This is a genomic window from Asticcacaulis sp. (genome assembly GCF_051954415.1).
Classification (GTDB): Bacteria; Pseudomonadota; Alphaproteobacteria; order Caulobacterales; family Caulobacteraceae; genus Asticcacaulis.
This window is the reverse complement of record NZ_JBQCHT010000036.1, coordinates 56609-77456: the sequence shown is the minus strand read 5'-3', so window position 1 is coordinate 77456 and position 20848 is coordinate 56609. Positions and strand designations below refer to the sequence as shown.

Annotated in this window: 14 protein-coding genes; 7 read left to right on the top strand and 7 right to left on the bottom strand. The window is 60.6% G+C overall.

The annotated features are described in order from the left end of the window. The first annotated feature begins 9 nt into the window (after positions 1–9). Positions 10–444 carry an OsmC family protein gene (locus ACTHND_RS14180; RefSeq protein ID WP_440178600.1) on the top strand — a complete coding sequence of 145 codons (435 nt, stop codon included), beginning with the start codon at positions 10–12 and terminating at the stop codon, positions 442–444. Positions 445–576: 132 nt separating this feature from the next. On the opposite strand, the gene ACTHND_RS14175 is transcribed toward ACTHND_RS14180, so the two are convergent. The 4 genes from ACTHND_RS14175 to ACTHND_RS14160 form a co-directional block, all read right to left on the bottom strand. Continuing rightward, positions 577–2007: an ArnT family glycosyltransferase gene (locus tag ACTHND_RS14175; RefSeq protein WP_440178599.1), complete on the bottom strand. Its 1431-nt coding sequence runs from the start codon at positions 2005–2007 to the stop codon at positions 577–579. A 41-nt stretch (positions 2008–2048) separates the two neighbouring features. Further along, entirely contained in the window at positions 2049–4064 is a 2016-nt protein-coding gene (locus ACTHND_RS14170) for a phosphocholine-specific phospholipase C (protein WP_440178598.1), read from the bottom strand. 70 nt (positions 4065–4134) lie between these two features. Continuing rightward, positions 4135–5658 (bottom strand): carboxylesterase/lipase family protein, encoded by a 1524-nt coding sequence (locus tag ACTHND_RS14165; protein ID WP_440178597.1) that lies wholly within the window; start codon positions 5656–5658, stop codon positions 4135–4137. Positions 5659–5671: 13 nt separating this feature from the next. Further along, a complete protein-coding gene (locus ACTHND_RS14160; protein ID WP_440178596.1) occupies positions 5672–8017 on the bottom strand; it encodes a glycoside hydrolase family 31 protein in 2346 nt (781 codons plus the stop codon). Positions 8018–8197: 180 nt separating this feature from the next. Here ACTHND_RS14160 and ACTHND_RS14155 point away from each other — a divergent pair, with 180 nt between their 5' ends. Continuing rightward, the gene (locus ACTHND_RS14155; RefSeq protein ID WP_440178595.1) at positions 8198–8806 is read left to right on the top strand and encodes a glycoside hydrolase family 19 protein; all 609 of its coding nucleotides are present in this window, start codon (positions 8198–8200) and stop codon (positions 8804–8806) included. 236 nt (positions 8807–9042) lie between these two features. On the opposite strand, the gene ACTHND_RS14150 is transcribed toward ACTHND_RS14155, so the two are convergent. Continuing rightward, positions 9043–10716, bottom strand: a complete 1674-nt coding sequence (locus ACTHND_RS14150; protein WP_440178594.1) for a methyl-accepting chemotaxis protein — start codon at positions 10714–10716, stop codon at positions 9043–9045. A 250-nt stretch (positions 10717–10966) separates the two neighbouring features. Here ACTHND_RS14150 and ACTHND_RS14145 point away from each other — a divergent pair, with 250 nt between their 5' ends. The 5 genes from ACTHND_RS14145 to ACTHND_RS14125 all read left to right on the top strand — a co-directional run bounded on the left by ACTHND_RS14145 (position 10967) and on the right by ACTHND_RS14125 (position 16470). After that, positions 10967–12076 carry an S-(hydroxymethyl)glutathione dehydrogenase/class III alcohol dehydrogenase gene (locus ACTHND_RS14145; protein ID WP_440178593.1) on the top strand — a complete coding sequence of 370 codons (1110 nt, stop codon included), beginning with the start codon at positions 10967–10969 and terminating at the stop codon, positions 12074–12076. A gap of 212 nt (positions 12077–12288) precedes the next feature. Beyond that, on the top strand, positions 12289–13140 hold the full coding sequence (gene fghA / locus ACTHND_RS14140; protein ID WP_440178592.1) for an S-formylglutathione hydrolase: 852 nt from the start codon (positions 12289–12291) through the stop codon (positions 13138–13140). Between the two features lie 221 nt (positions 13141–13361). Then, positions 13362–14162, top strand: a complete 801-nt coding sequence (locus tag ACTHND_RS14135) for an SEC-C metal-binding domain-containing protein (protein ID WP_440178591.1) — start codon at positions 13362–13364, stop codon at positions 14160–14162. 124 nt (positions 14163–14286) lie between these two features. After that, a complete protein-coding gene (locus ACTHND_RS14130) occupies positions 14287–14865 on the top strand; it encodes a hypothetical protein (RefSeq protein WP_440178590.1) in 579 nt (192 codons plus the stop codon). Positions 14866–15192: 327 nt separating this feature from the next. Beyond that, positions 15193–16470, top strand: a complete 1278-nt coding sequence (locus ACTHND_RS14125; RefSeq protein WP_440178589.1) for a hemolysin family protein — start codon at positions 15193–15195, stop codon at positions 16468–16470. Here the strand turns inward: ACTHND_RS14125 and ACTHND_RS14120 are convergent, their stop codons facing one another. Further along, on the bottom strand, positions 16471–18552 hold the full coding sequence (locus ACTHND_RS14120) for a methyl-accepting chemotaxis protein (protein WP_440178588.1): 2082 nt from the start codon (positions 18550–18552) through the stop codon (positions 16471–16473). 91 nt (positions 18553–18643) lie between these two features. After that, on the bottom strand, positions 18644–20623 hold the full coding sequence (locus ACTHND_RS14115; protein ID WP_440178587.1) for a ferritin-like domain-containing protein: 1980 nt from the start codon (positions 20621–20623) through the stop codon (positions 18644–18646). Positions 20624–20848: the final 225 nt, after the last annotated feature.

The following is a 20848-nucleotide window of genomic DNA, read 5'->3' as shown; positions in this document are numbered from 1 at the left end:
GAGTTCCGCATGATCCGTACCGCACAGGCCCACTGGACTGGCAATGGCCAGCAGGGCGAAGGCAGCTTGACTACGCAGAGTAAGGTGCTGAACAGCCAGCCCTACAGCTTCAAGCTACGGTTTGAAAACGCCGACGGCCAGGCCGGCACCAATCCGGAAGAACTGATCGCCGCGGCCCATTCCGGCTGCTTCTCCATGGCTCTGGCGTTTGCTTTGGGCGCGGCGGGCTTTACGGCCGACAGCATCGATACGGAAGCGGCGGTCAAGCTCGATCCGGTCGAAGGCGGCTTCGCCATCACCGGCATCACGCTGAAACTGACAGCGAAAATTCCGGGCATTTCCAGGGAACAATTCGACGCCATCGCCGCCGGCGCCAAGGCCAATTGCCCGGTCTCGAAGGCGCTGTCTTCAGTGCCGATCACGCTTGAAGCGACGCTGGTTTAAGGAAGATTTTTAGCCACAGATGTCACAGATGGGCACAGATGACGCTTCGCGCCCAAGAATCAGATTTGCCCAAAAACCTTAGTGATGAACATAAACATCTGTGCCCATCTGTGACATCTGTGGCTAAATCTACTAATCCAAACTATTCACGTCACAATCGGCGGATTTTAAAAGCCCGGTATAGAGTTGGAAATCCGACTTCCTGCCGGGCTTTTTCAGGCGCGAAACCGTGCCGACATTGCGCAGGTCGGTGAAGCATCTGGTGAGATTGGGCGTATGGCTGGCATTGACTACGATCAGGGCTTTTTTACCCATGGCCGGCGAGGCGGGCCAGTTGTACCGGTCGCGCTCGGCCATGCCGATGATTGAGGTGTCCGGCATATGCAGGCTGAGTTCACCCTGGGTGTTGTAATCGGTTGTGGCGATCCATTTGCTATCGGTTTCGGAGACTTTATCATGAATGGCATAGGTAAGCTTTTCCCATCCCAAACCCAGACCGGCGGTGCCACTTTGCTGCGGCAGGACGGGGCTTAAGGCCATAAGCAGCAAAGCGATCACGCTTACGCCAACCCCCAGCGGCGCGGGCCACTTGCGTGCCCAGCCGAACCGGCCACCTTCGGCGCCGATAGCCGCCAGCAGGACCAGTCCGGGAAAGATCGGCGCCGGCCAGTTGCCCTGGATGCGGTCGTGGAAGACATGGACCAGCATATAGGCAATCAGTGGCAGGGGCAGGGCGACCAGCAGGGTAAGCGGCGAGTTATCGCGCTGTTTTCGCCACGCCTTCACGCCCAGAACAACAAACACAAAGACCAGCGGATTGAGCAGCAGGGGCTGCGAAATCAGGAATTCCAGCAGGTATTGCGCCGTCAGGTGCGCGCCTTCGATGCGGCCGAACTGTTTGGCGAAGGTGATCCAGTGATGCTGCGCATTCCAGACCAGGTTCGGCGCCATGGCCGTCAGGGCGACACCACCGCCAAGCCACGGCCACGGCGTCAGCAGCCATTTCCGTGCCGGCTTGTCGAGTACGAACCACGCCAGTACGCCTAAGCCTAAGAAGAAGTTGGTATATTTGGCCTCGATGCCCAGCCCGGCGAACAGACCGAACACTAGCCACCAGTGACCCTTGTTCGTCGCTTGGAGTTTCCCCAGTGCCCAAAGCCCGAAACCCCACATCAGCACCGAGGGCGGATCGGGTGTGGCGACGACGGAACCGATGCTCAGCAGCAGGCAGGCATTAAGCCACAGCAGCGCGCGGCGTGCGACACCCTCGCTGAAAAGCGTTCGGCCAGTGTCGTAGATCAGCCAGTTCAGAACCACGAAACTGAGCACAAACGGCAGCCGCACGAACAGCGCTGCATCCGACAGCCCGGTAAACGCGCCGATCCACCACGCTACCATCGGCGGATGATCATAATAACCAAAGGCCGGATGCTGTGCCCACAGCCAGTAATAGGTCTCGTCCGGCACCAGCCCGGCGCAACCGGCGGCGATCAATCGCAGAACCATCACCCCCGCAAGCAGGGGCAGGTAGGGAATGCGGCTCAGGCGATCAATCAGGCTCATACTGCCTTATTGGCCGGTTTCGCCCCCATAAACAAGTATGGTCAGACAAGCTTCATCACGGCCGGGCCGCCAAGCGACGGATCGGTCAGGGACGGCTGGCCGGTTTCGATATGGCCGGCGAAACGATGGCTGAAACCCTCACCACTGACGCTGATATCATACCACTGGCTCGTCAGGTCGACGGACAGGGTCTGCGCTTGACCGGCCGTAAGCGTGATGGTCTTTTCCGGCTGGCCATAGGCCTCATCACGAATGATCAATGGGCCATCACCGGTCAGGGTCAGGCTGTTGCCCTGCCATTGCGCCGGGATAGATTGTGCGGTCTTGCCGGAAAAGCGACGGTGGAAGCCATTGGGCGCGTAGAGCCACAGATCGTAGGTCTCATCTGCCGGGATCAGGGCGGTCAGTTGCCCGCCGGCCTTGACCGTATAGCGGCGCGGTGGCGTGGCCGGCGTCAGGCGATCATAGATATGGAAGACCACGGCCGTCTCATGGCTCTGATTGGCCAGGTCGAGGACGACAAAGCCGGGTTTCGTGGCGGCATTGGCCTCGAAAACATAGGGCAGGGGGCGCGTTGGGCGCTGGCCCTTTTCCTGCACCGGCGGCGTGATCTCGGCGGGCGGTTTCGGCGTCGGCTGGCCGCTCAGTTTACGGGCGCGCTCGGCCGTGGCCGTGGTCTCCGGCAGGGCCTGGAAGAAGGCGTCGGTATTCGGGGAGGCGAAATCAAAGCAAGTGGTCAGGTCGCCGCAGACGGCACGGCGCCACGGGCTGATATTCGGCTCATGCACGCCGAAGCGCGTCTCCAGGAAGCGGATGACCGAGGTGTGGTCGAAGACCTGCGAATTGACGAAACCACCCTTGCTCCACGGCGATATGACATACATCGGGACGCGCGGCCCCAAGCCATAGGGGCGGTCCTTCCAGTCCTTGTCGTTGTGGTATTCGCCGGTGGCGTCGATCTGGCTCTCGCCATAGCTGACGCCGTCCAGCTTGGCCGGCACCGAAGGGGGCGGCACATGGTCGAAATAGCCATCGTTCTCATCGAAATTGATCAGGAAGACGGTCCTGGCCCACACGGCGGGGTTGGCGGTCAGGGCATCGAGCACCTGGGCGGTATATTCTGCCCCCTGCGCCGGCGAGGACGGGCTGGGGTGCTCGGAACCGGCTTCGGTGGCGACGATCCACGACACCTGCGGCAGTGTGTCGGCCAGAACGTCCTCTTTCAGCTTGTCGAGCGCGCGGGTGCGTAAACTACGCGCCGCCAGATCCATCAAAGGCGCGGATTTCGACGTGTTGGCCATGCGGTAGAGCTTGAACCCGGCCAGGGGGTTGTCGGTGAAATTGTCATCCATGTCCTGATATATCTGCCAGCTTATGCCGGAAGCGGTCAGGCGTTCGGGATAGGTGACCCATTCGTAGCCGCCATGGCCCTGCGGATCGGATTTCAGGTTGTCATAGCCGTTGTCGATCGCCGGGCCGTGATGTGTGCCGGAAGGGTCATTGGTGCCGGTCCAGATGAACAGACGGTTTGGATTGGTGCCGGCGTGGATGGCGCAGTGATAGGCGTCGCAGATGGTAAAAGCTTCGGCCAGAGCGAACTGGAAAGGGATATCCTCGCGGGTAAAATAGCCCAGGCTGTGGTTATGCTTGGCGGAAGGCCAGGCATCGAGGCGGCCTAAGTCCCAGGCGTCCTGCGCATTGACGAAGTTATGCGGCGTCCCTTCCGCGCGCATATATTTGAAATCCTGCACCGTATCGAAGCGGAACGGCGCGATCAGGTGCTTCTTGTCATGCTCGTCCGGCTGCGACCACACCGTGCCATTGACCGTCGGGATCGGGAAGCGGTCGGAAAAGCCGCGCACCCCCGAAAGTGTGCCGAAATAGTGGTCGAAAGCGCGGTTTTCCTGCGTCAGGATGACGACGTGCTGCACGTCCATGATCGTGCCGGTGCGACTATCGGCCGGAATATCGAGCGCGCGGGCGATGGAGGCGGGCAGGGTGCCCAGGGCTGAAGCCAGAACACTGGACAGCAGAAAGCGACGACGATCGATGGACATGGCATTACCCCTGGTGACTTTTCTTTTGGGGCATATCAGCCAGTCATGACGGTTTTATCAAGGCGGATGATTATGGTGTCCCGAAGAGCCTGAAATCCGGCAGGGCGCCGCGGCGTTTGATTTCGTCGTCGGTGCCGATGCGGAAAACGGAAGTATCCGAGCCGTCGAACGCCTGCCAGTCCGGCAGGTCGGTGCTGTTCGGATTGCCGGTTCTGGCAAAATTGGTCCAGTAGCTGGCCAGACGGTCGGCCAGTTGCCGGTCTCCGGTGCTCCACGGCCGCGGGTCTTGATCCAGTTGATTGAACACAAACGGAATTTCCGCGCCATGGCCGGCCTGGCAGCCATAGCCGCACGGCGTTGCCGGTTCGGTTGGCGAATGGACGAAATAATAGAGATAAGGCTTTTGCTTGCCATTTTGAGCTTGCAGCGAGGTCCAGTACCACATCCGCCAGCCCCACGAGTCGGTAGTCAATTGAATGATGGAGGCACGGGCCTGCGCGTCCGTTGTTCCCGGATAGGCCGCCAGCAGGGCCTCGGACGGGGCATGGCCGAGCAACTTTTCCACCAATCCCTCGTGGTTGGCCGCGGTGAAATCGCCGGTGCCGAGAATTTCCGGCGCTAGGTCTTTGCCTTCGTCGGCATTCCAGCCGACCAGGATCGGTACATCGTTCTGCCGGTGGTGGCGATAAGTCGTGGTCATATCCTCGCGCAGCACATCTCCATCGACGATGACGCGCGGCGCCCAGGTCTGCCGGATCAGCGTATCGGCATCCATCTGGCGCAGATCGGCGATATCGGCCGCGCCCTGCGCCTTGAGGAAGGCGGCGCCTTCGGCCTCCGCCGTTTTTCGGTCGGCGCGGGTGTTCTCACTGGCATCCAGAGGCACACTGTAATTGCCGCTTTCGGCGATGGCGCGCTGGAACAGACCCTTGGCCAGCGGTGAAGCGACCAGCACGGCCACCGAATTGGCACCGGCGGATTCCCCCATAATGGTCACACGATCCGGATCACCGCCAAAGGCCGCGATATTGGCCTTCACCCATTGAAGCGCGGCGATCTGGTCCTCTATGCCCTGATTGCCGGATGCGTGGTCTGGCGATTCTGCGGAAAGTTCCGGCGTGGCCAGGAAACCAAACACCCCCAGGCGATAATTGATCGTAACGACGATCACGCCCTTTTCCGTCAGGCGGGTGCCATCATAGAGCGGCTGTGCGCCGGTGCCGCCGAAATAACCACCGCCATGTATCCAGACGATGACCGGCAGCTTTTCGGTGTCTTCCGGCGCCCAGATATTGAGATAGAGGCAGTCCTCGCTCTGCGGATTGCTGATCCAGGCCACGGTCTGGCGGCAGGCGGGGGAGAACGCAGTCGTCTCTTTCACGCCCTGCCACGGCACGACGGCTTGCGGCGACCGCCAGCGTAAGCTCCCGACTGGCGGGGCGGCAAAGGGCACGCCGAACCAGGTGCGCACCTCGCCATTATCCGTGCCCGATATCTGCCCGCCGGTGACCGAAACCGGCGGGGTGGGCTGGGCCAATGCGGGGGCCGCCAGGCAGGCGAGACCCAGACAGACTAAGCTATTGAGGACTCGCATATCTTTACCCTGCTTATTTTCCGATAATCTGCACCAGCGACGGCGCCGATTTGGCGAACACCTTGTCATTGCCCGATGCGGTCAGGCTTTGCGTGGCATCGTTCCAGTGCAGGGTGGTGGTCGTTGCCCCCTTGCCCTTTTCATAGTCATACGATGTGCCGTCATCGTCATAAAGCGTAAACTCCCCGTCCTTGCCGGGATACACTTTCAGCGCGGTGATCGACTGCTTCGTAGCGGTCGACTGGATGTCCGAGCCCACCGGCACGATCGAGCCGGCTTTCACGAACACCGGGATCTGGTTGATCGGCGCGGCCACCTTGACCCACTGGCCGCCGGGCAAGCGTTCGTTGGTCCAGTAATTGTACCAGTCGGCGCCGGCCGGCAGGTACACGTCCTTTTCCGTCTGGCCCTGTTTCGTTACCGGTGCCACCAGGAATGCCGGACCGAACATGTACTGCGTGCCGATATCGGCGACGTTCGGATCGTTGGGGAAGTCCATCCATAGGGCGCGCATGAAGGGGGCGCCGGTGTCCCAGGTAGTCTTGGCCGAAGAATATAGATAGGGGATCAGGCGGTAACGTAAGCGATCGTAATCGGCCAGGATGGCCTCGGCCTCTTTCCCGAAGGCCCAGATTTCGGTGTGTTTGCGGTCGCCGTGCAGGCGCAGGGTCGGCAGGAAGGTGCCGTACTGGAACCAGCGCGTGAACAACTCCGGATAGTCGTTATTCTGGCCCACCGTTTCGCGCGCATCCGACGGATCGAGCAGGGGCGTGCCGGTGAAGCTGGTGGTCTGCGGCAGCCACTGCCAGCCGCCGATATCGTTGCCCCAGTAGGCGATGCCCGATGCCGTCATGTTCAGACCGGTCGGGATCTGGCGGGCCAGGGCTTCCCAGGTCGGGTTGATATCCGACGACCAGAAGAGCGCGCCGGTGCGCTGCGAACCGAGATAGGCGGCGCGCGACAGGATCAGCACGCGCTTGTTCGGCTTCCACTCGCGCATCCCCTGCGCCACGCCCTCGACGTGCAGCAGCGGGAAGACATTGTGATATCGGTCGCCGGAGCCGATGGAGAAGAAATTGCCGTCCGGCACCAGGTCCGGCTCAGTCTCGTCGAGCCACGGATAGTCGAAGCCGTGGGAGAGGATATTGTCGCGGGCATGTTCCCAGAACCATTTGCGGGCCTCGGGATTGGTGGAATCGATCAGCCCGCCGGTGCGATCCGAGCGGAACGGCAGGCCATCGACCGTTTTGCCGTCCTTGTCCTTGAGCAGGAAGCCCTTGTGGTCCAGTTCATTGAAGTAGCGGCCGGCGGTTTCATAGCGCGGCCAGATCGAGACGATCGACTGCATTCCCATATCGTGCAGTTGCTTGTTCATGGCGTCGGGATCGGGGAACTCGGCCGGATTGATGTCCATCTGGCCCATGCGCGTCCAGTAGAACCAGTCGAGCACCATGATATCGAGCGGATACTGCTTCTCGCGGTAGGTATTGGCGACGCGCAGGATTTCGCCCTGGCTGTCATAGCGCGCCTTGGACTGGATCAGGCCGAAGGCGGACTTCGGCGGGATCGGCGTCTTTCCGGTCAGGCGGGCATAGCCGGAGTAAATCTCTTCCGGCGTCGAGCCGGTGATGACGAAGAAAGATACGCGCTCGCCGACCTTCGACTGGAAGCCGAGCTTGCCATTGACGCCGCCGACAAAGCGGGTGGCCGATGGATTATCCCAGACAATGCCGTAGCCCTTGGAGGAGACCATGAAGGGCACGCAGACCTGTTCGCCGGCGGGGGCATCATACCAGTGCTGGCAGTCGATGACGCGGCCGCGCAGATCGAGATCGCTCATCGATTCCTGGTTCTGGCCCATGCCGTAATAGTGCTCGCCCTCCGGGGCGGCGAAGGCGGCACCGACCTGGTAGGTCTGCTCGCCATTGACCTCATGCGGCGACATTTCCCAGCTATTCATGGAAAGGACGGTCTCGCCCTTAATATTCTGGATTTGCAAGGCCACCGGGGCCAGCGACGGCGCGAAATACTTTTCGCCCTGGCTCGGCACATGCGGCGCCGGTGCGGCATTGACATGCAGGGTCAGGCCGTTCGACGTAAAGGTATCGCCGTTTGTATCGCTGGTCTGTTTGAAGGCGCCGTTATCGGCATGATCGGCCAGGATGCCGTAGCCGGGGGCCTTCAAAACCTCGGCCTTATCCACGGCAATGGTGACATGGACGATGTTCGGGCCATAGGCCTCGATCGACACATAGGCGCCGTTGCGATCCAGCGTGGAAATAGGCGCGGCCTGTACGGCGGTGGCGAGTGCCAGGGCCGAGGCCACGCCGAAAAGGGCCGTTTTTAAAAGGTGACGCATGATCTTCTCCCAATCGTCGAACGTTTCTGACAACGTTATCATTTGCGTCACGGCTAAGCTTTGCCCGTCGTTTCGTCAAGACTAATAATCATACAAAACGCTCCCGCATGAAAACCGGAACAGCAAGTTTTCACCGGCTAAAACGCCGCCCGTAGACTGAAGGCTTTTACAGGAGCCTTTATGTTTGCAGAGCGCAAGACCTTCTTCGACCACGTCCGCGCTTCGCTCTTTGCCGGCAAATTGCTGCAAGGGCGCGTCGACGGCCTCAATCATCTGCTCGATCAATGGGAGGCGCGCCATTCGGGGAAGGATATCCGCTGGCTGGCCTATGCCCTGGCGACCGCGTACCATGAAACCGGCTTTACCATGCAGCCGGTAAGCGAGCAGGGCGGGGCAGTCTACCTGACCTATATGTACGATCCGCAGAGCCCCAATCCGAAGCGGGCGGCGCTGGCGAAAGCGAATGGCAATACCCATCCCGGCGATGGCGTCAAATATTGCGGGCGCGGCTATGTGCAATTGACCTGGGCCAATAATTACCGGCGCATCGGCGATCTGATCGGCATCGACCTGCTCAGCCATCCCGAACGGGCCGTGGAACCGGAGATCGCTGCACGCATCCTTTATGAAGGCATGATGGGCGGCTGGTTCAGCGGCGTCGGACTGGCACGCTATTTCAATGCCAAAACGACCGACTGGAAGAACGCCCGCCGCATCATCAACGGTCTCGATTGCGCCGATAGGATCGCGGGCTATGCGAAGGCGTTTTATGCCGCGCTCCACGTCTGAAATCGGGCTCCGCCGATAGCGGTAGCGTGTCGTCACCATGAATATCTGTGTCATCTGTGGATACCCCTTCTTGCCGACCTTAGAGCGCGCGAAGACGTTCGCCTTTTTGATCCACAGATGACACAGATGTCCTTGGTCATCTCACGCTACCGCTATCGGCGGAGCCTTAACCCGATATGACATGAAAAAGCCCGGTCAGCGGAACTGACCGGGCTTTTCTTTTATTCAGCAGCTATTTACGCCGCGCGCAGGCGGCCGACAAAGGCCATGACCTCGTGCTGCAGGTCTTCCGAGCGCGTTTCGAGATCGGAGGACAGGCCCAGAAGCGACTGCGCCGCTTCGCCGGTCTGGCTGGCGGCATCGCCGACACCCGCCATATGACCGGTGACTTCGCGGGTGCCATCGGCGGCGCGGTTGGTGTTGCTGGCGATTTCCTGCGTGGCATAGCCCTGCTGCTCGACCGAGGCGGCGATGGCCGTGGTCAGGCCGCCGATCTGCTCGATGGTCTTGACGATGGTATCGATGCTGGACACGGTTTCATTGGTCGCCGACTGGATCTCGCCGATCTTGTTGCGGATATCGTCGGTCGCCTTGGCCGTCTGCTGGGCCAGTTGCTTGACCTCGGATGCAACCACCGCGAAGCCCTTGCCGGCCTCACCGGCGCGCGCTGATTCGATAGTGGCGTTCAGCGCCAGCAGGTTGGTCTGGGCGGCGATGGCCTGGATCAGGTTGATGACCTCGCCGATCTGCTGGGCGGCCGTGCTGAGCGTCTGAATGGCGGCCTCCGTCTTGGCGGCTTCCTCGACGGCGGTGCGGGTGACCTGCGACGTGCGGGTGACCTGCTCGTTGATCTCATTGACGCTGGCCGACAGTTCCTCGGTGGCGGCCGCCACGCTCTGGACATTGTTGGCGGCGTCGACGGCGGCGGTATTGACCGATTGTACGCGCGCGGCGGCATCATCGGCGGCGTGGGTCAGGCTCTTGGCCGAGTCGGCGACGGTGCGCGAAGAGGCGGCGAAGCGGCGGGCCAGTTCGCCCATGCTTTGCTCGAATTCGCTGGCGATGCGGTTACGTTCGTCGCGCATGTTCTCGGCGATACGCATTTCTTCTTCCTGCTGGTGCGCCTTGAGGGTCTCGCCTTCCGCGGCCCGGTCACGCAGGGTGCGGATGGAGCGCCACAGCGAGGAAATCTCATCGCGGCCCTTGGCTTCCGGCACGGCGGTATCGTAGGCGCCTTCCGAAATGCGCATGACGCTCTCGGTAACGTGGTGCAGCGGGCGGGAAATCGACTTGATAGCGACCCACAGAGAAGCTGCGACCAGAAGCAGGGTGCCCGTGGCGGCCATCAGCAGGAATTGCCAGACGCGGGTCTGCTTGTACTTGGCCATATCGGCCTTGGAAGCCGTCACATCGCTCTTGATGTGCTTGACCATGGCGTCGATCGTCGCCTGGAAGGCCTTGCGGTTTTCGCGGTTGGCATCGTTATTGCCGAGCGCGCTGGCATCGGCCGGGGTGGCTTCGCGCCCCAGGCGCGCCAGTTCGCGGCGCAGGGTGATGAATTCGTTGGCTTTGGCTTCCACCGCGGCGAATTCCGGCAGTTCACCCGCCTTCATGCCCGCTTTCCAGGACTTCATCAGGCTGTCGATATCGTCCAGTTGCTTGTCGACGCCATCGGCGAATTTGGAAGCTTCGGCTGTGTCCTTCGACATGTAGACGCCGCGCGAGTCCATGACCACGCCGGTGACCAGGCGGTTGAGGTGTTCGCCATTATAGGCGTTGTCCTGCGCCCGGTCGGCACTTTGCAGCATGTGGTTGTAATCATTGATCGTCATCAGCCCGAGGCCGGTAATGGCCGCCGCCATAAGGGCGAAACAGGCAACGAGGGCAAGAATGCGCGCCTTGATGGTCATGTGGTACTCCAATACTCATCCATCTGAATCATAAAGGAGTTTTACCCCGACTCTGGTTAATGGACTCTAACCGTCGCTTTTGAGGATTGTCTCGCGCCTGCGAAAAATGGCTATCCTAAGGTGTGCAAGCCTTTGCGAGCTTTCCTAGGGTCACCCGCCTCCAACAATTCCCGGTTTGTAACGCATTCGTCTCTTGTCAAAGGCGGCAAAGCTTCGCACAAAGGCGCACTGAATTTAAGGAGTCCCGACTATGAAAACCCGCGCCGCCGTCGCCTTTGCCGCCAACCAGCCGCTGGAGATCGTCGAGGTCGACCTGGAAGGGCCGCGCTACGGCGAAGTCCTGGTCGAGATCAAGGCCACCGGCATCTGCCATACCGATGCCTACACGCTCGATGGTCTCGATTCGGAGGGCATCTTCCCGGTCATCCTCGGCCATGAAGGCGCCGGCATCGTGCTGGAAGTCGGCGAGGGCGTCACCACCCTGAAACCGGGCGATCACGTCATTCCGCTCTACACGCCGGAATGCCGCCAGTGCAAATCCTGCTTGTCGCGCAAGACCAACCTGTGTACCGCCATCCGCGGCACTCAGGGGAAAGGTTTGATGCCGGACGGCACCACGCGTTTTTCCTACAAGGGCCAGCCGATCTATCACTATATGGGCTGCTCCACCTTCGCCAACCACACCGTCCTGCCGGAAATCGCCCTGGCGAAGATCCGCGACGATGCCCCGTTCGACAAGGCCTGCTATATCGGCTGCGGCGTGACCACCGGCGTCGGCGCCGTGGTCAATACGGCGGGGGTCGAACCCGGCGCCAATGCCGTGGTCTTCGGTCTCGGCGGCATCGGCCTCAATGTCATCCAGGGCCTGAAAATGGTCGGCGCCGACAAGATCGTCGGGGTCGATATCAATAACATCAAGAAAGAGTGGGGCGAGCGCTTCGGCATGACCCATTTCGTCAATCCCAAGGAAATCGACGGCGACATCGTTGCGCACCTGGTCGAGCTGACCGATGGCGGCGCCGATTATACCTTCGACTGCACCGGCAACACCACGGTCATGCGCCAGGCGCTGGAAGCCTGCCACCGCGGCTGGGGCGAAAGCATCATCATCGGCGTGGCCGAGGCCGGCAAGGAAATCTCTACCCGTCCGTTCCAACTGGTCACTGGCCGCGTCTGGAAGGGCTCGGCCTTTGGCGGTGCGCGCGGCCGCACCGATGTGCCGAAGATCGTTGACTGGTACATGGACGGCAAGATCGAGATCGACCCGATGATCACCCATACCCTGCCGCTCGAACGCATCAACGAAGCCTTCGACCTGATGCACAAGGGCGAAAGCATCCGCAGCGTGGTGGTGTTCTAACTATAATAACAAGGGGGCATCGTACCTCTTTCCCCTCTCCCCATGACAATGGGGAGAGGACGAGAGCCGAGCATAGCGAAGGCGATCGGGTGAGGGGCCTTTATCGAAACTTGAATTTCTGTTCGCGTAAATCAAACTGACAACACAAACCCGACGTCTCAGACTATTGGTTCCGCATCTGAGGTTGCTTCATTCTGAACAGGGACCATGGAATGTTTTCAGTGGAATTTATCTCCCAACATCGGATTTTCGACGGCATCCTCTATTTCATCCGTCACGACAGCGCCGCCACGCAGTCGAGCATGAGCGCCAGCGTCTTCGTGCCCGATGTGGCCGAGGTCCGCACCGACGCCCCGTTCCCGACACTCTACTGGCTGTCGGGCCTGACCTGCACGGCCAACAACTTCACCGAAAAGGCCGGCGCCTATCGCAAGGCTTCCGAATTGGGCCTGATCGTCGTGGCCCCGGACACCAGCCCGCGCGGGGAGGCGGCCGATGACGAGGCCAGCGACTTGGGGCAGGGCGCCGGCTTCTATGTCGATGCCACGCAAGTGCCGTGGAAGCCGAACTTCCAGATGGAAACCTATATCACCCAGGATCTCATTGCCGCCATCGAGGCCAATTTCCCTGCCGATCCGAAACGGCGCGGCATTCTGGGGCATTCGATGGGCGGCCATGGCGCGCTCACCCTGGCCATGAACCATCCGCATCTTTATAAGTCTGTTTCGGCCTTTTCACCGATCGCGTCGCCCAGCCGCGCGCCGTGGGGGCAGAAGGCCTTCGCGGCCTATTTCGGCAACGACCATGAAACCTGGGAGCGCCATGACGCGGCCCTCCTGATGGCAAAAGGCATGGCCGCACCGTTCGACGATATCCTCGTCGATCAGGGCCTGAGCGATCCGTTCCTGGAAAAGCAACTGATGCCGGACCTGCTGGAACAGGCCGCCGCCACCGCCGGCCAGAAGCTGACCATGCGCTATCATGAAGGCTACGACCACAGCTACTACTTCATCCAGAGTTTTATCGATGACCACATCGCCTTCCACGGCGAACGCCTGCGGTAGTTACTAACTTCTATGGCCTAACATCGTCCCGCACTGGAATCCTTTCACCATAACCTTATACCTCCTCGACTTGTCGGGGAGGGGGACCGCGCCGCAGGCGTGGTGGTGGAGTTTCTTATTTTCTTTCATTGAGTCTGATGACGTAATTCAGATCCTGTCATCGTAATCGCCCTCGTATTCACGTGCCTTGCAATCTTAAGATGATTGGCTATTTATAAGTAATGGCAAATCATACACTTTCGCAGCAAGATTTCCTCGATCATCTCTCTACCCAGAAGGAGTTCCTGCGATCTTCAGCAGCAGCTTTTGATCGAGGGAACCATCGTGAGAGCGTGCGTATGGCACAAGCTGCACGAGTTCTTGTCAATGATACGAAAAATCAGACATCCGTTTTAAAATCGCTGGATATGAAAAACGGAAAGTTTTTAGACACCGCTCACCCATATAACGATAAAAATCTCTCTGGCCATTCGGGTCTTGTTTCATTTGGTTTCTTTCCAAACGGAACAAGGCCCATACCAGATTTAGACGGGGGGGCTATAAAAAGGTGGATCGATTTTGAAGACTGGTGGAACGGAACAGTATTTGCTGACAAACAAAAGAATGAGTTCTCACGGCGTGATATAGTACTCACCTTAACAGACAAAGAGGGGGGAGCGCACGTCGACCCGGTAATCGACGAAGCATATCATAACCTACGAAGGAACAACTCATTAGGTTGGGAAACTGTTGGTCCCGATGGGAGAGGTGTCCCTATGGCGGATGTTGTCCCAGTCGCTATGCGACAGATAGCTCACGAGCTTTTGCGGAGCTTGGGCGACCCAGAAGTAAGCGCATCTCCTCCCGCTGACGTTGGAATGATAATGAGTGGCTTTTCCTTTACTGAAGGAGCAGCAGTGGTCCACTTCAATACTAACTTGCGAAAGGACCGGCCAAAAAAAGAAGACGGTTCAAAGTTGGGCCGAAATGATCGCTGTCCTTGTGGGAGCGGAAAAAAGGCTAAGCATTGTTGCTGGACCTAATATTGATTCGATAGTCTCGATAATTGAAGTGGTGCTATATTAATTGCATCAAATTCAGACGTCTGATCAACACATCCCCCCAAAAATCTATCCCCCTCCCAAATTCCCGGTGCATCCTATCCGGATGTCCCTCGATGACCGTACAGCACAGACACACCTGACCCCGGAAGAACGGCGCGAACTCTTGCGCGCCTTTGCCGACCGGATGCTGCTTAAGGTCACCGCTATGGACGATCCCGAAGATATGCCGGGCGTCGAGAAGGCTGTGCGAACCGCCGCCATGATCGAACGCATTTATAGCCGCTGCGATCGCGCCGAGCGCCGGAAGCCGGAGCCGCGTAAGGTTGACGCCGAACGCGCCACCCATGAGGTGGCGGCGATCAAGGCGCAGGTCTCTCTGGCCAATACGCTGAAATGGGGCGAAGAACGCCGCCGTGATCTGGGGCCATGGTGGGAAGCCGCCGGGAAGGTCACACAAGACGCCACAAAGCCCGCACCTCAGGCACCGGTTCGCTCGCAAACCACCGTCACGCCGGAAAAAGCGACGGAGGCGCCCCTGAATAGTCCGCCGTCCTGGCAGAAAGTTACCTATACCGATTTAACCGACGCTTTCGAGGCGGCCAGCGCCGAACTGGCCTTGCAAAGGCAGACGGCGGCGAAATCAGCGCAAATTCCGCGACCTCCGTTTCACGGCCCGCCTTAGAACTGATCGACATTTAGCGCTCTTGGTCAGCTTTAAGAAGTGATCCGCAGATTACTCAGATTACGCAGATTTTTCAGTGCTTTATTGGTGCAGTTCAGTGTCGTCCGATCGATTGTTTTCGGCGCGAAGCGCCAGTTTTTGCGGCCATGCCTGCACTCAAAAGCAAACCGTTTCACGCTGAAAAATCTGCGTAATCTGCGTAATCTGCGGATAAAACTTTCCTGCCTGCCATCACGCAGTTGTCAAACCCTGTCCATTGCTAATAAAGGCTAAGCCCGTTAGCCTGAATCCGTGACCGCATAAGGTCTCGTCCGGATTCTCCCTCACATGCTGCTCTTTGCTGGTGCTGTTGTCCTGCTCCTTGTGGTGCTGAACGGCATCTTTTCCATGTCCGAACTGGCCGTGGTCTCCTCCAAACGTCCCAAATTGCAAAGCCGTGCCGAACGCGGCGACAAGGGCTCAGCCGTTGCGCTCAAGCTGGCCAATGACCCCAACCGCTTCCTGTCGGCCGTGCAGGTGGGCATCACCCTGATCGGCATCCTGGCCGGCGCCTATGGCCAGGCCACCGTGGCCGGCGAACTCGACAAGCTGATCAACCCCATTCCCTTCCTGACGCCGTATTCGGAAGCCATCTCCACCGGTATCGTCGTCGTCGTCCTGACCTATCTGTCGCTGATCATAGGCGAGCTGGTGCCCAAGCGTCTGGCCATGCTGTTCCCCGAACGCATCGCCGGCGTGGTGGCGCGGCCGCTGAACCTGATGTCGGTCATATTGGGGCCGTTCGTCAGCCTTTTGACCGGCTCGACCTCACTGGTGCTCAAACTGATGGGCATCCGCGATGAAAAGGGCGAGGCCATCACCCAGGAGGAGGTCGAAACCACCCTGGCCGAAGGCATGGGCGCCGGCCTGATCGAGCCCGGCGAAAAGCAGATGATGACCGAGGTGATGCGCTTAGGGGATCGCACCGTGCGCGTGGCCATGACCCCGCGCACCGAGGTCTATCGCGTGTCGATCGATGAAGCCGATGTCATCAGCCAGATCCGCGATTGCCCTTATTCGCGCTTTGTCGTGGTGCGCGGTCAGGATATGGAGGAGCCGGTCGGCGTGGCGCACAAGCGCGATATTGCCGATGCCCTGCTGGCCGACAAGCCGCTCGACCTGGCCGCCATGACGCAGGAACCGATCTATATTCCGGTGACCACCTCATTACTGGTGGCGCTGGAGCGCTTCAAGGAGTCGCGCCTGCACATGGCTTTTGTGATCAATGAATATGGCGGCTTCGAGGGTGTGCTGACGCCGACCGACCTGCTCGAAATGATCGCCGGCGATCTGAACGAGACCCACGACGACGACCGCCTGATGATCGTCCGCCGCGAAGACGGTTCCTTCCTGGTCGATGGCCGCGCCGATCTGGTCGAGCTGGGCGACGCCATCAGTGAGGATTTCGAGACCGGCGCCGGTTTCCATACGGTGGCTGGCCTGATCCTGCACAAGCTGGGGCGCTTCCCGAAGGAGGGCGAGATCGTCACGCTTGGCCGGTTCAGGGTCGAGATTGTCGATATGGACGAACGCCGCATCGACAAACTCCTGTTCCACAATAGCTGATCAGCCGGCACGGACCTGCGCCACGAACTGCGTGATCTGCTCGCGCATCTGGGCGGATTGCTCGACCAGCCGAGACGCCGTATCCAGCGCCAGGTTGGAGGCGTGACCGGTTTCCTGCGTGGCCTCGGCCATGGCATGAACGTGGCTGGCGACCTCGTCAGTGCCTTGCGCCGCCTCGTGGACGTTGCGGGCGATATCGGCCGTGGCCGCGCCCTGCTGTTCCATGTTGAGCGTGATGGCCTGGGCGATCTGGTTCATCTCGTCGATGGTGGCGCGGATCGACTGGATGGCCTCTACCGTGCCGCTGGTGGCCGATTGAATGGTGCCGATGTGCGAGCTGATGTCCTCGGTCGCCTTGGCGGTCTGGGCGGCCAGCGTTTTCACCTCGGTGGCGACCACGGCGAAGCCCTTGCCGGCATCACCGGCGCGGGCGGCCTCGATGGTGGCGTTGAGCGCCAGCAGGTTGGTCTGCTGGGCAATGGCCTGGATCAGATTGACCACTTCGCCGACCTTGCCGGCGGCGGCCTCCAGATCGCGGATGCGGGCATCGGAGAGGTTGGCCTGTTCGACCGCCTGCTGGGCGATGGTGGAAGACATCTGCGCCTTCGAGGTGATCTCATGGATCGAGCTCGACAGTTCTTCCGAAGCGGCGGCCACGGTGCGGACATTGGTGGCGGCCTGTTCGGTGGCGGAGGCGATGGAGGTGGTCTGGCCGGAGGTGCGCGAGGCGATGGCGTTCAACGCCTCGGCGGAGGTCTTCATCTCGCCGGAGGCTTCCCCGACCGCCTTGACGATCGAACCGACCGAGCGCTCGAATTCGGCGGCAAGCGCGCTCATGGCCTGGTGGCGTTCGCGCTCGGCCTGGGCCTGACGCTGAATTTCAGCTTCGGATTCGGCATGGGCCTTGGTGCGCAGACCCTCGCGGAAGGCCATAACCGCCTTGCCGATCAGGCCGATTTCGTCGATGCGCTTCGCTTCCGGCACGTCGGCATTATGGTCGCCGCCGGCCATCTTGTCGAAACTGCCCTTCAGACTGTTGAGTGGCTTGCCGACCAGGGAATAGAGGACAAAGAAGATGAGCGCGGCCGATACGAGGATGCACAGCAGCGAAATGCCCAGCATGAAGCGGTTATTGTGATCGACCTGGGCGTTGAGCGTGGCGACCGGCACCTGCACGACCACCGCCCAGGTGTCTGCCGTACCGGCGGCGGCGATAGGAGAGGCGAGATAGCGCCAGGGCTTGCCGTCAGGCCCCTTGGCATCGAACTTGACCACCTTGTTGGCGGCTATGGCCTTTGCGGCGGCCTCGGCGGTGCCGGCGTCGAAATCCTTGATCGCCTTGCCCGCCGCCTTGGCGTTCGGATAGCTGACGACCAGCCCGCCCTTGGTGATCAGGGCCACGAGGCCGGTGTCGAAGGGCTTGATGGCGCCGAGTTCGGTATTGATCGAGCCGAGATCGACATCCACCCCGGCAATGCCGACGAACTGGCCGTCAATGGTCAGCGGCCGCGTGAAGGAGGTCATCAGCACGTCCTTGCCGGCGATCGGATAGACGTATGGCTCCATGGCGACGGCCCGGCCTTCGTTTTTCGGGCGCAAATAATAATCGCCGGCGCCGGGCTTGTCATAATCGAGCAGGATTTCACGGATCACGCTGCCGGTGCCGCGGTTCCAGTAGGGGACGTAGCGGCCGGAGGCATCATGACCGGGGGTGCCGGCGAACTGGGCGTCCTTGCCGTCCAACGCATTGGGCTCCCAAGCCGTATAGGTGCCGAGAATGTCGGGGTGCTTTTCGAGGAGAGCCTTCAAAAGCGCGTCCTGGGCGCTGCGCTCAGTCAGGCCGGTCGATTTGATGGCCAACGCGCTGGCGGCGATGTCATCGGCGACGGTGGCGGCCTGGTCCAGCCGGTTGCGGACCGTATTGGCTTCCTTTTCGGCCACATCGGCCTGGAGCGCGTCTGTCTGTCGGGTGAGGCTGTGACTGGTGCCCTGCGATAATATGAAACTGCTGGTGCCAAAAACGAGCGCGAGCGCAGCAGCGGAAATCAGCGCGATTTTCACCGGCAGAGAGCGAGACAACATAAACAACCCCTTAACTGGTACACATAGTCAGGGCAGGACTGTGGATAGAATCGGTTGCTTAAGTGTTAACCATTATCCGCTTTGCGCGAGGCTATTCGCTCACGAAGCCCACCCGCGCATGGCTGCCGTCGCAATAGGGTTTGTTGCCGGAATGGCCGCAGCGGCAAAGCTGGAGCGCCTGCGCCTTGCGGATCGTGCGGCCGGTGCCGCTCAGCACTTCCAGATTGCCGGAAACACGCAGGGGACCATTCTTTTGCGGATTGATATTGACGGGGCCGTTGCGCACCTCCAGCGCGGTCACGTCGCCGGTTTCCGGTTCGCCCGTAGCCAGGAAGGGATCGTCGCCTTCCTTGTGTGACTGGTCGCAAAAAGGCTTGTTCTTCGAGCGGCCGCAGCGGCAAAGCGTGGCGCGATAGCCGATCGGCTGGCCATCGAGCACCAGTTCGCCGCGAAAGGCATTCGGGCCGTTTTCGCGGACCTGGATCAGGTTGACCAATGGCGGCAGTTCCTGCGGCCGGCCATCCTTGCGGGTGTACTGGATGGCGCCGGACGGGCAGTTCTGCGCCGTGGCCACCAGATTGTCGGCGCAGTCGGCATCATCGGGGGCTATCCACGGCCCCACTACATTGGCCTTGAAGACGCCTGGCTGTTGCAGCACGCAGAAACGGGCGTGGATGCAGCGCTTCGCTTCGAATTCAATAATCACGTCCTTGCCCTCGGCATATTCTACCGCCGGCGCCTGGCCGTTCTCATACCCCTTTGTTTCGGCTTTTCCGGGTTGTGGTTCGGCCATGATGGTTTCTTCCTTCGGTGTTGGGGCGTGGATATCGCGCAGTTTCTTTGCCAGCGTCGCCAGCCGGCTGGCGGTCCCTTCGGCCAGTTCGCCGTGCAGCGCCTTGCGCGCGCCTTCGGACAGTTCTTCCAGCCGCTCGGCGATGAACCGCAGCGAAGGCTTGCCGTCGGGCAGGGGCGTGACGTCGCGCAGGGTGGCGAAGCTCATCCCCGCCGTGACATCCGGCACGGTTGTCGATGCCTTCAGGCGCGTGAGGTGTTCGGCCACGGGCGACAGGGCGTACATGCCGTCGATCGAGACATCGATGAAGGCGCGCTTGCGCACCGGATCATTGTCGGCAAAGCCCTGGGAAAGCGCGCGCAGCATCACGTTATAGATGGCATTGGCCAGGTCCATCACCGCCGCGGCTTCCGGCGCATCGACCCACACGGCATGGCTGCGTTCCGGGCCCTTGCGCATCAGCGGGTTCTTCGCCACCGGACGAGCCGGCGCAAAAGCCGGATCGACGGCCTCCATCTGGTGATAGCTGTCGCACATGGCCATGAAGCGGTTATAGTGCGAGCGCGCGTTCTCCCCGGCGGCGCCTTCGCCCTGGTCGACAATAGTGTCGCAGGCGGCCAGCGCCGTCTTCAGGCACTTGACGATCTTCAGGCCGGGCAGGGGCGTCAGGTCGGGGCCGACCTGAAGCGACATATCGCCGATGAACAGATGTTCCTCACCCAGACGCGCACTGAGATCGGCCAGTCCCTTGCGGATGCCGCGATAGAGATGCCCGACCGTGGCATAGTCCTGACCGTTCGGCATCAGGCGGTCGCCATCCATGTTGCGGTCATAGGTCTGCCTGACGGCCTCGAAACCGGCGCCATCGGGCCGGGTGTCGCCTTCGGGGCGTTCGAGATAGATGAAGTGATCGAGTGTCGACTTGTTGAAGGGGTGCAGTTCGACCACCACGCCGGAGGGATGATAGCCGGCGGCAATGGGGAAATTCGGCCGGCCGAAGTGCGGCGTGCCGCCAACCGCGATGGTGATATTGGCGACCAGGGCCAGATGACCCATTTCCTCCACGGCGATGGCAATGATGTCGCGCCGCCAGCCGGCCACCACTTTCGTCTGTTCGGGTGTCAGGCCGTCGGCTTCGGTTTTCAGGGAAAAGGCCGCGAACAGGTAGCAGCACATCAGGTTGTGCTCGATTTCCGCCGCCTCGGCCAGCAGGAAGATCAGTTCCTCTCGGGTGCGGACATCGATAACAGGCTCGGAAACGGAGGTATCTGCCGGCATGGATAGCTCCAGTCTTGCATGAACAGGCGGATCAGTTAAGTCTCCCGCACGCTTGGGCGCAAGCCTTGATTGCGATTAAAACGCCTTATGGCGCTTGACTCCCGCTCACCTTTCCGACATAAGCCGCCACTTCCACGCTTTCCGATAAGGAACAGCGTCACTACGGGTTGATCCTGAGCCGCCGTTGCAATCGCCTTCCGCACTCTCGCGGGAAGCCGGTCAGGG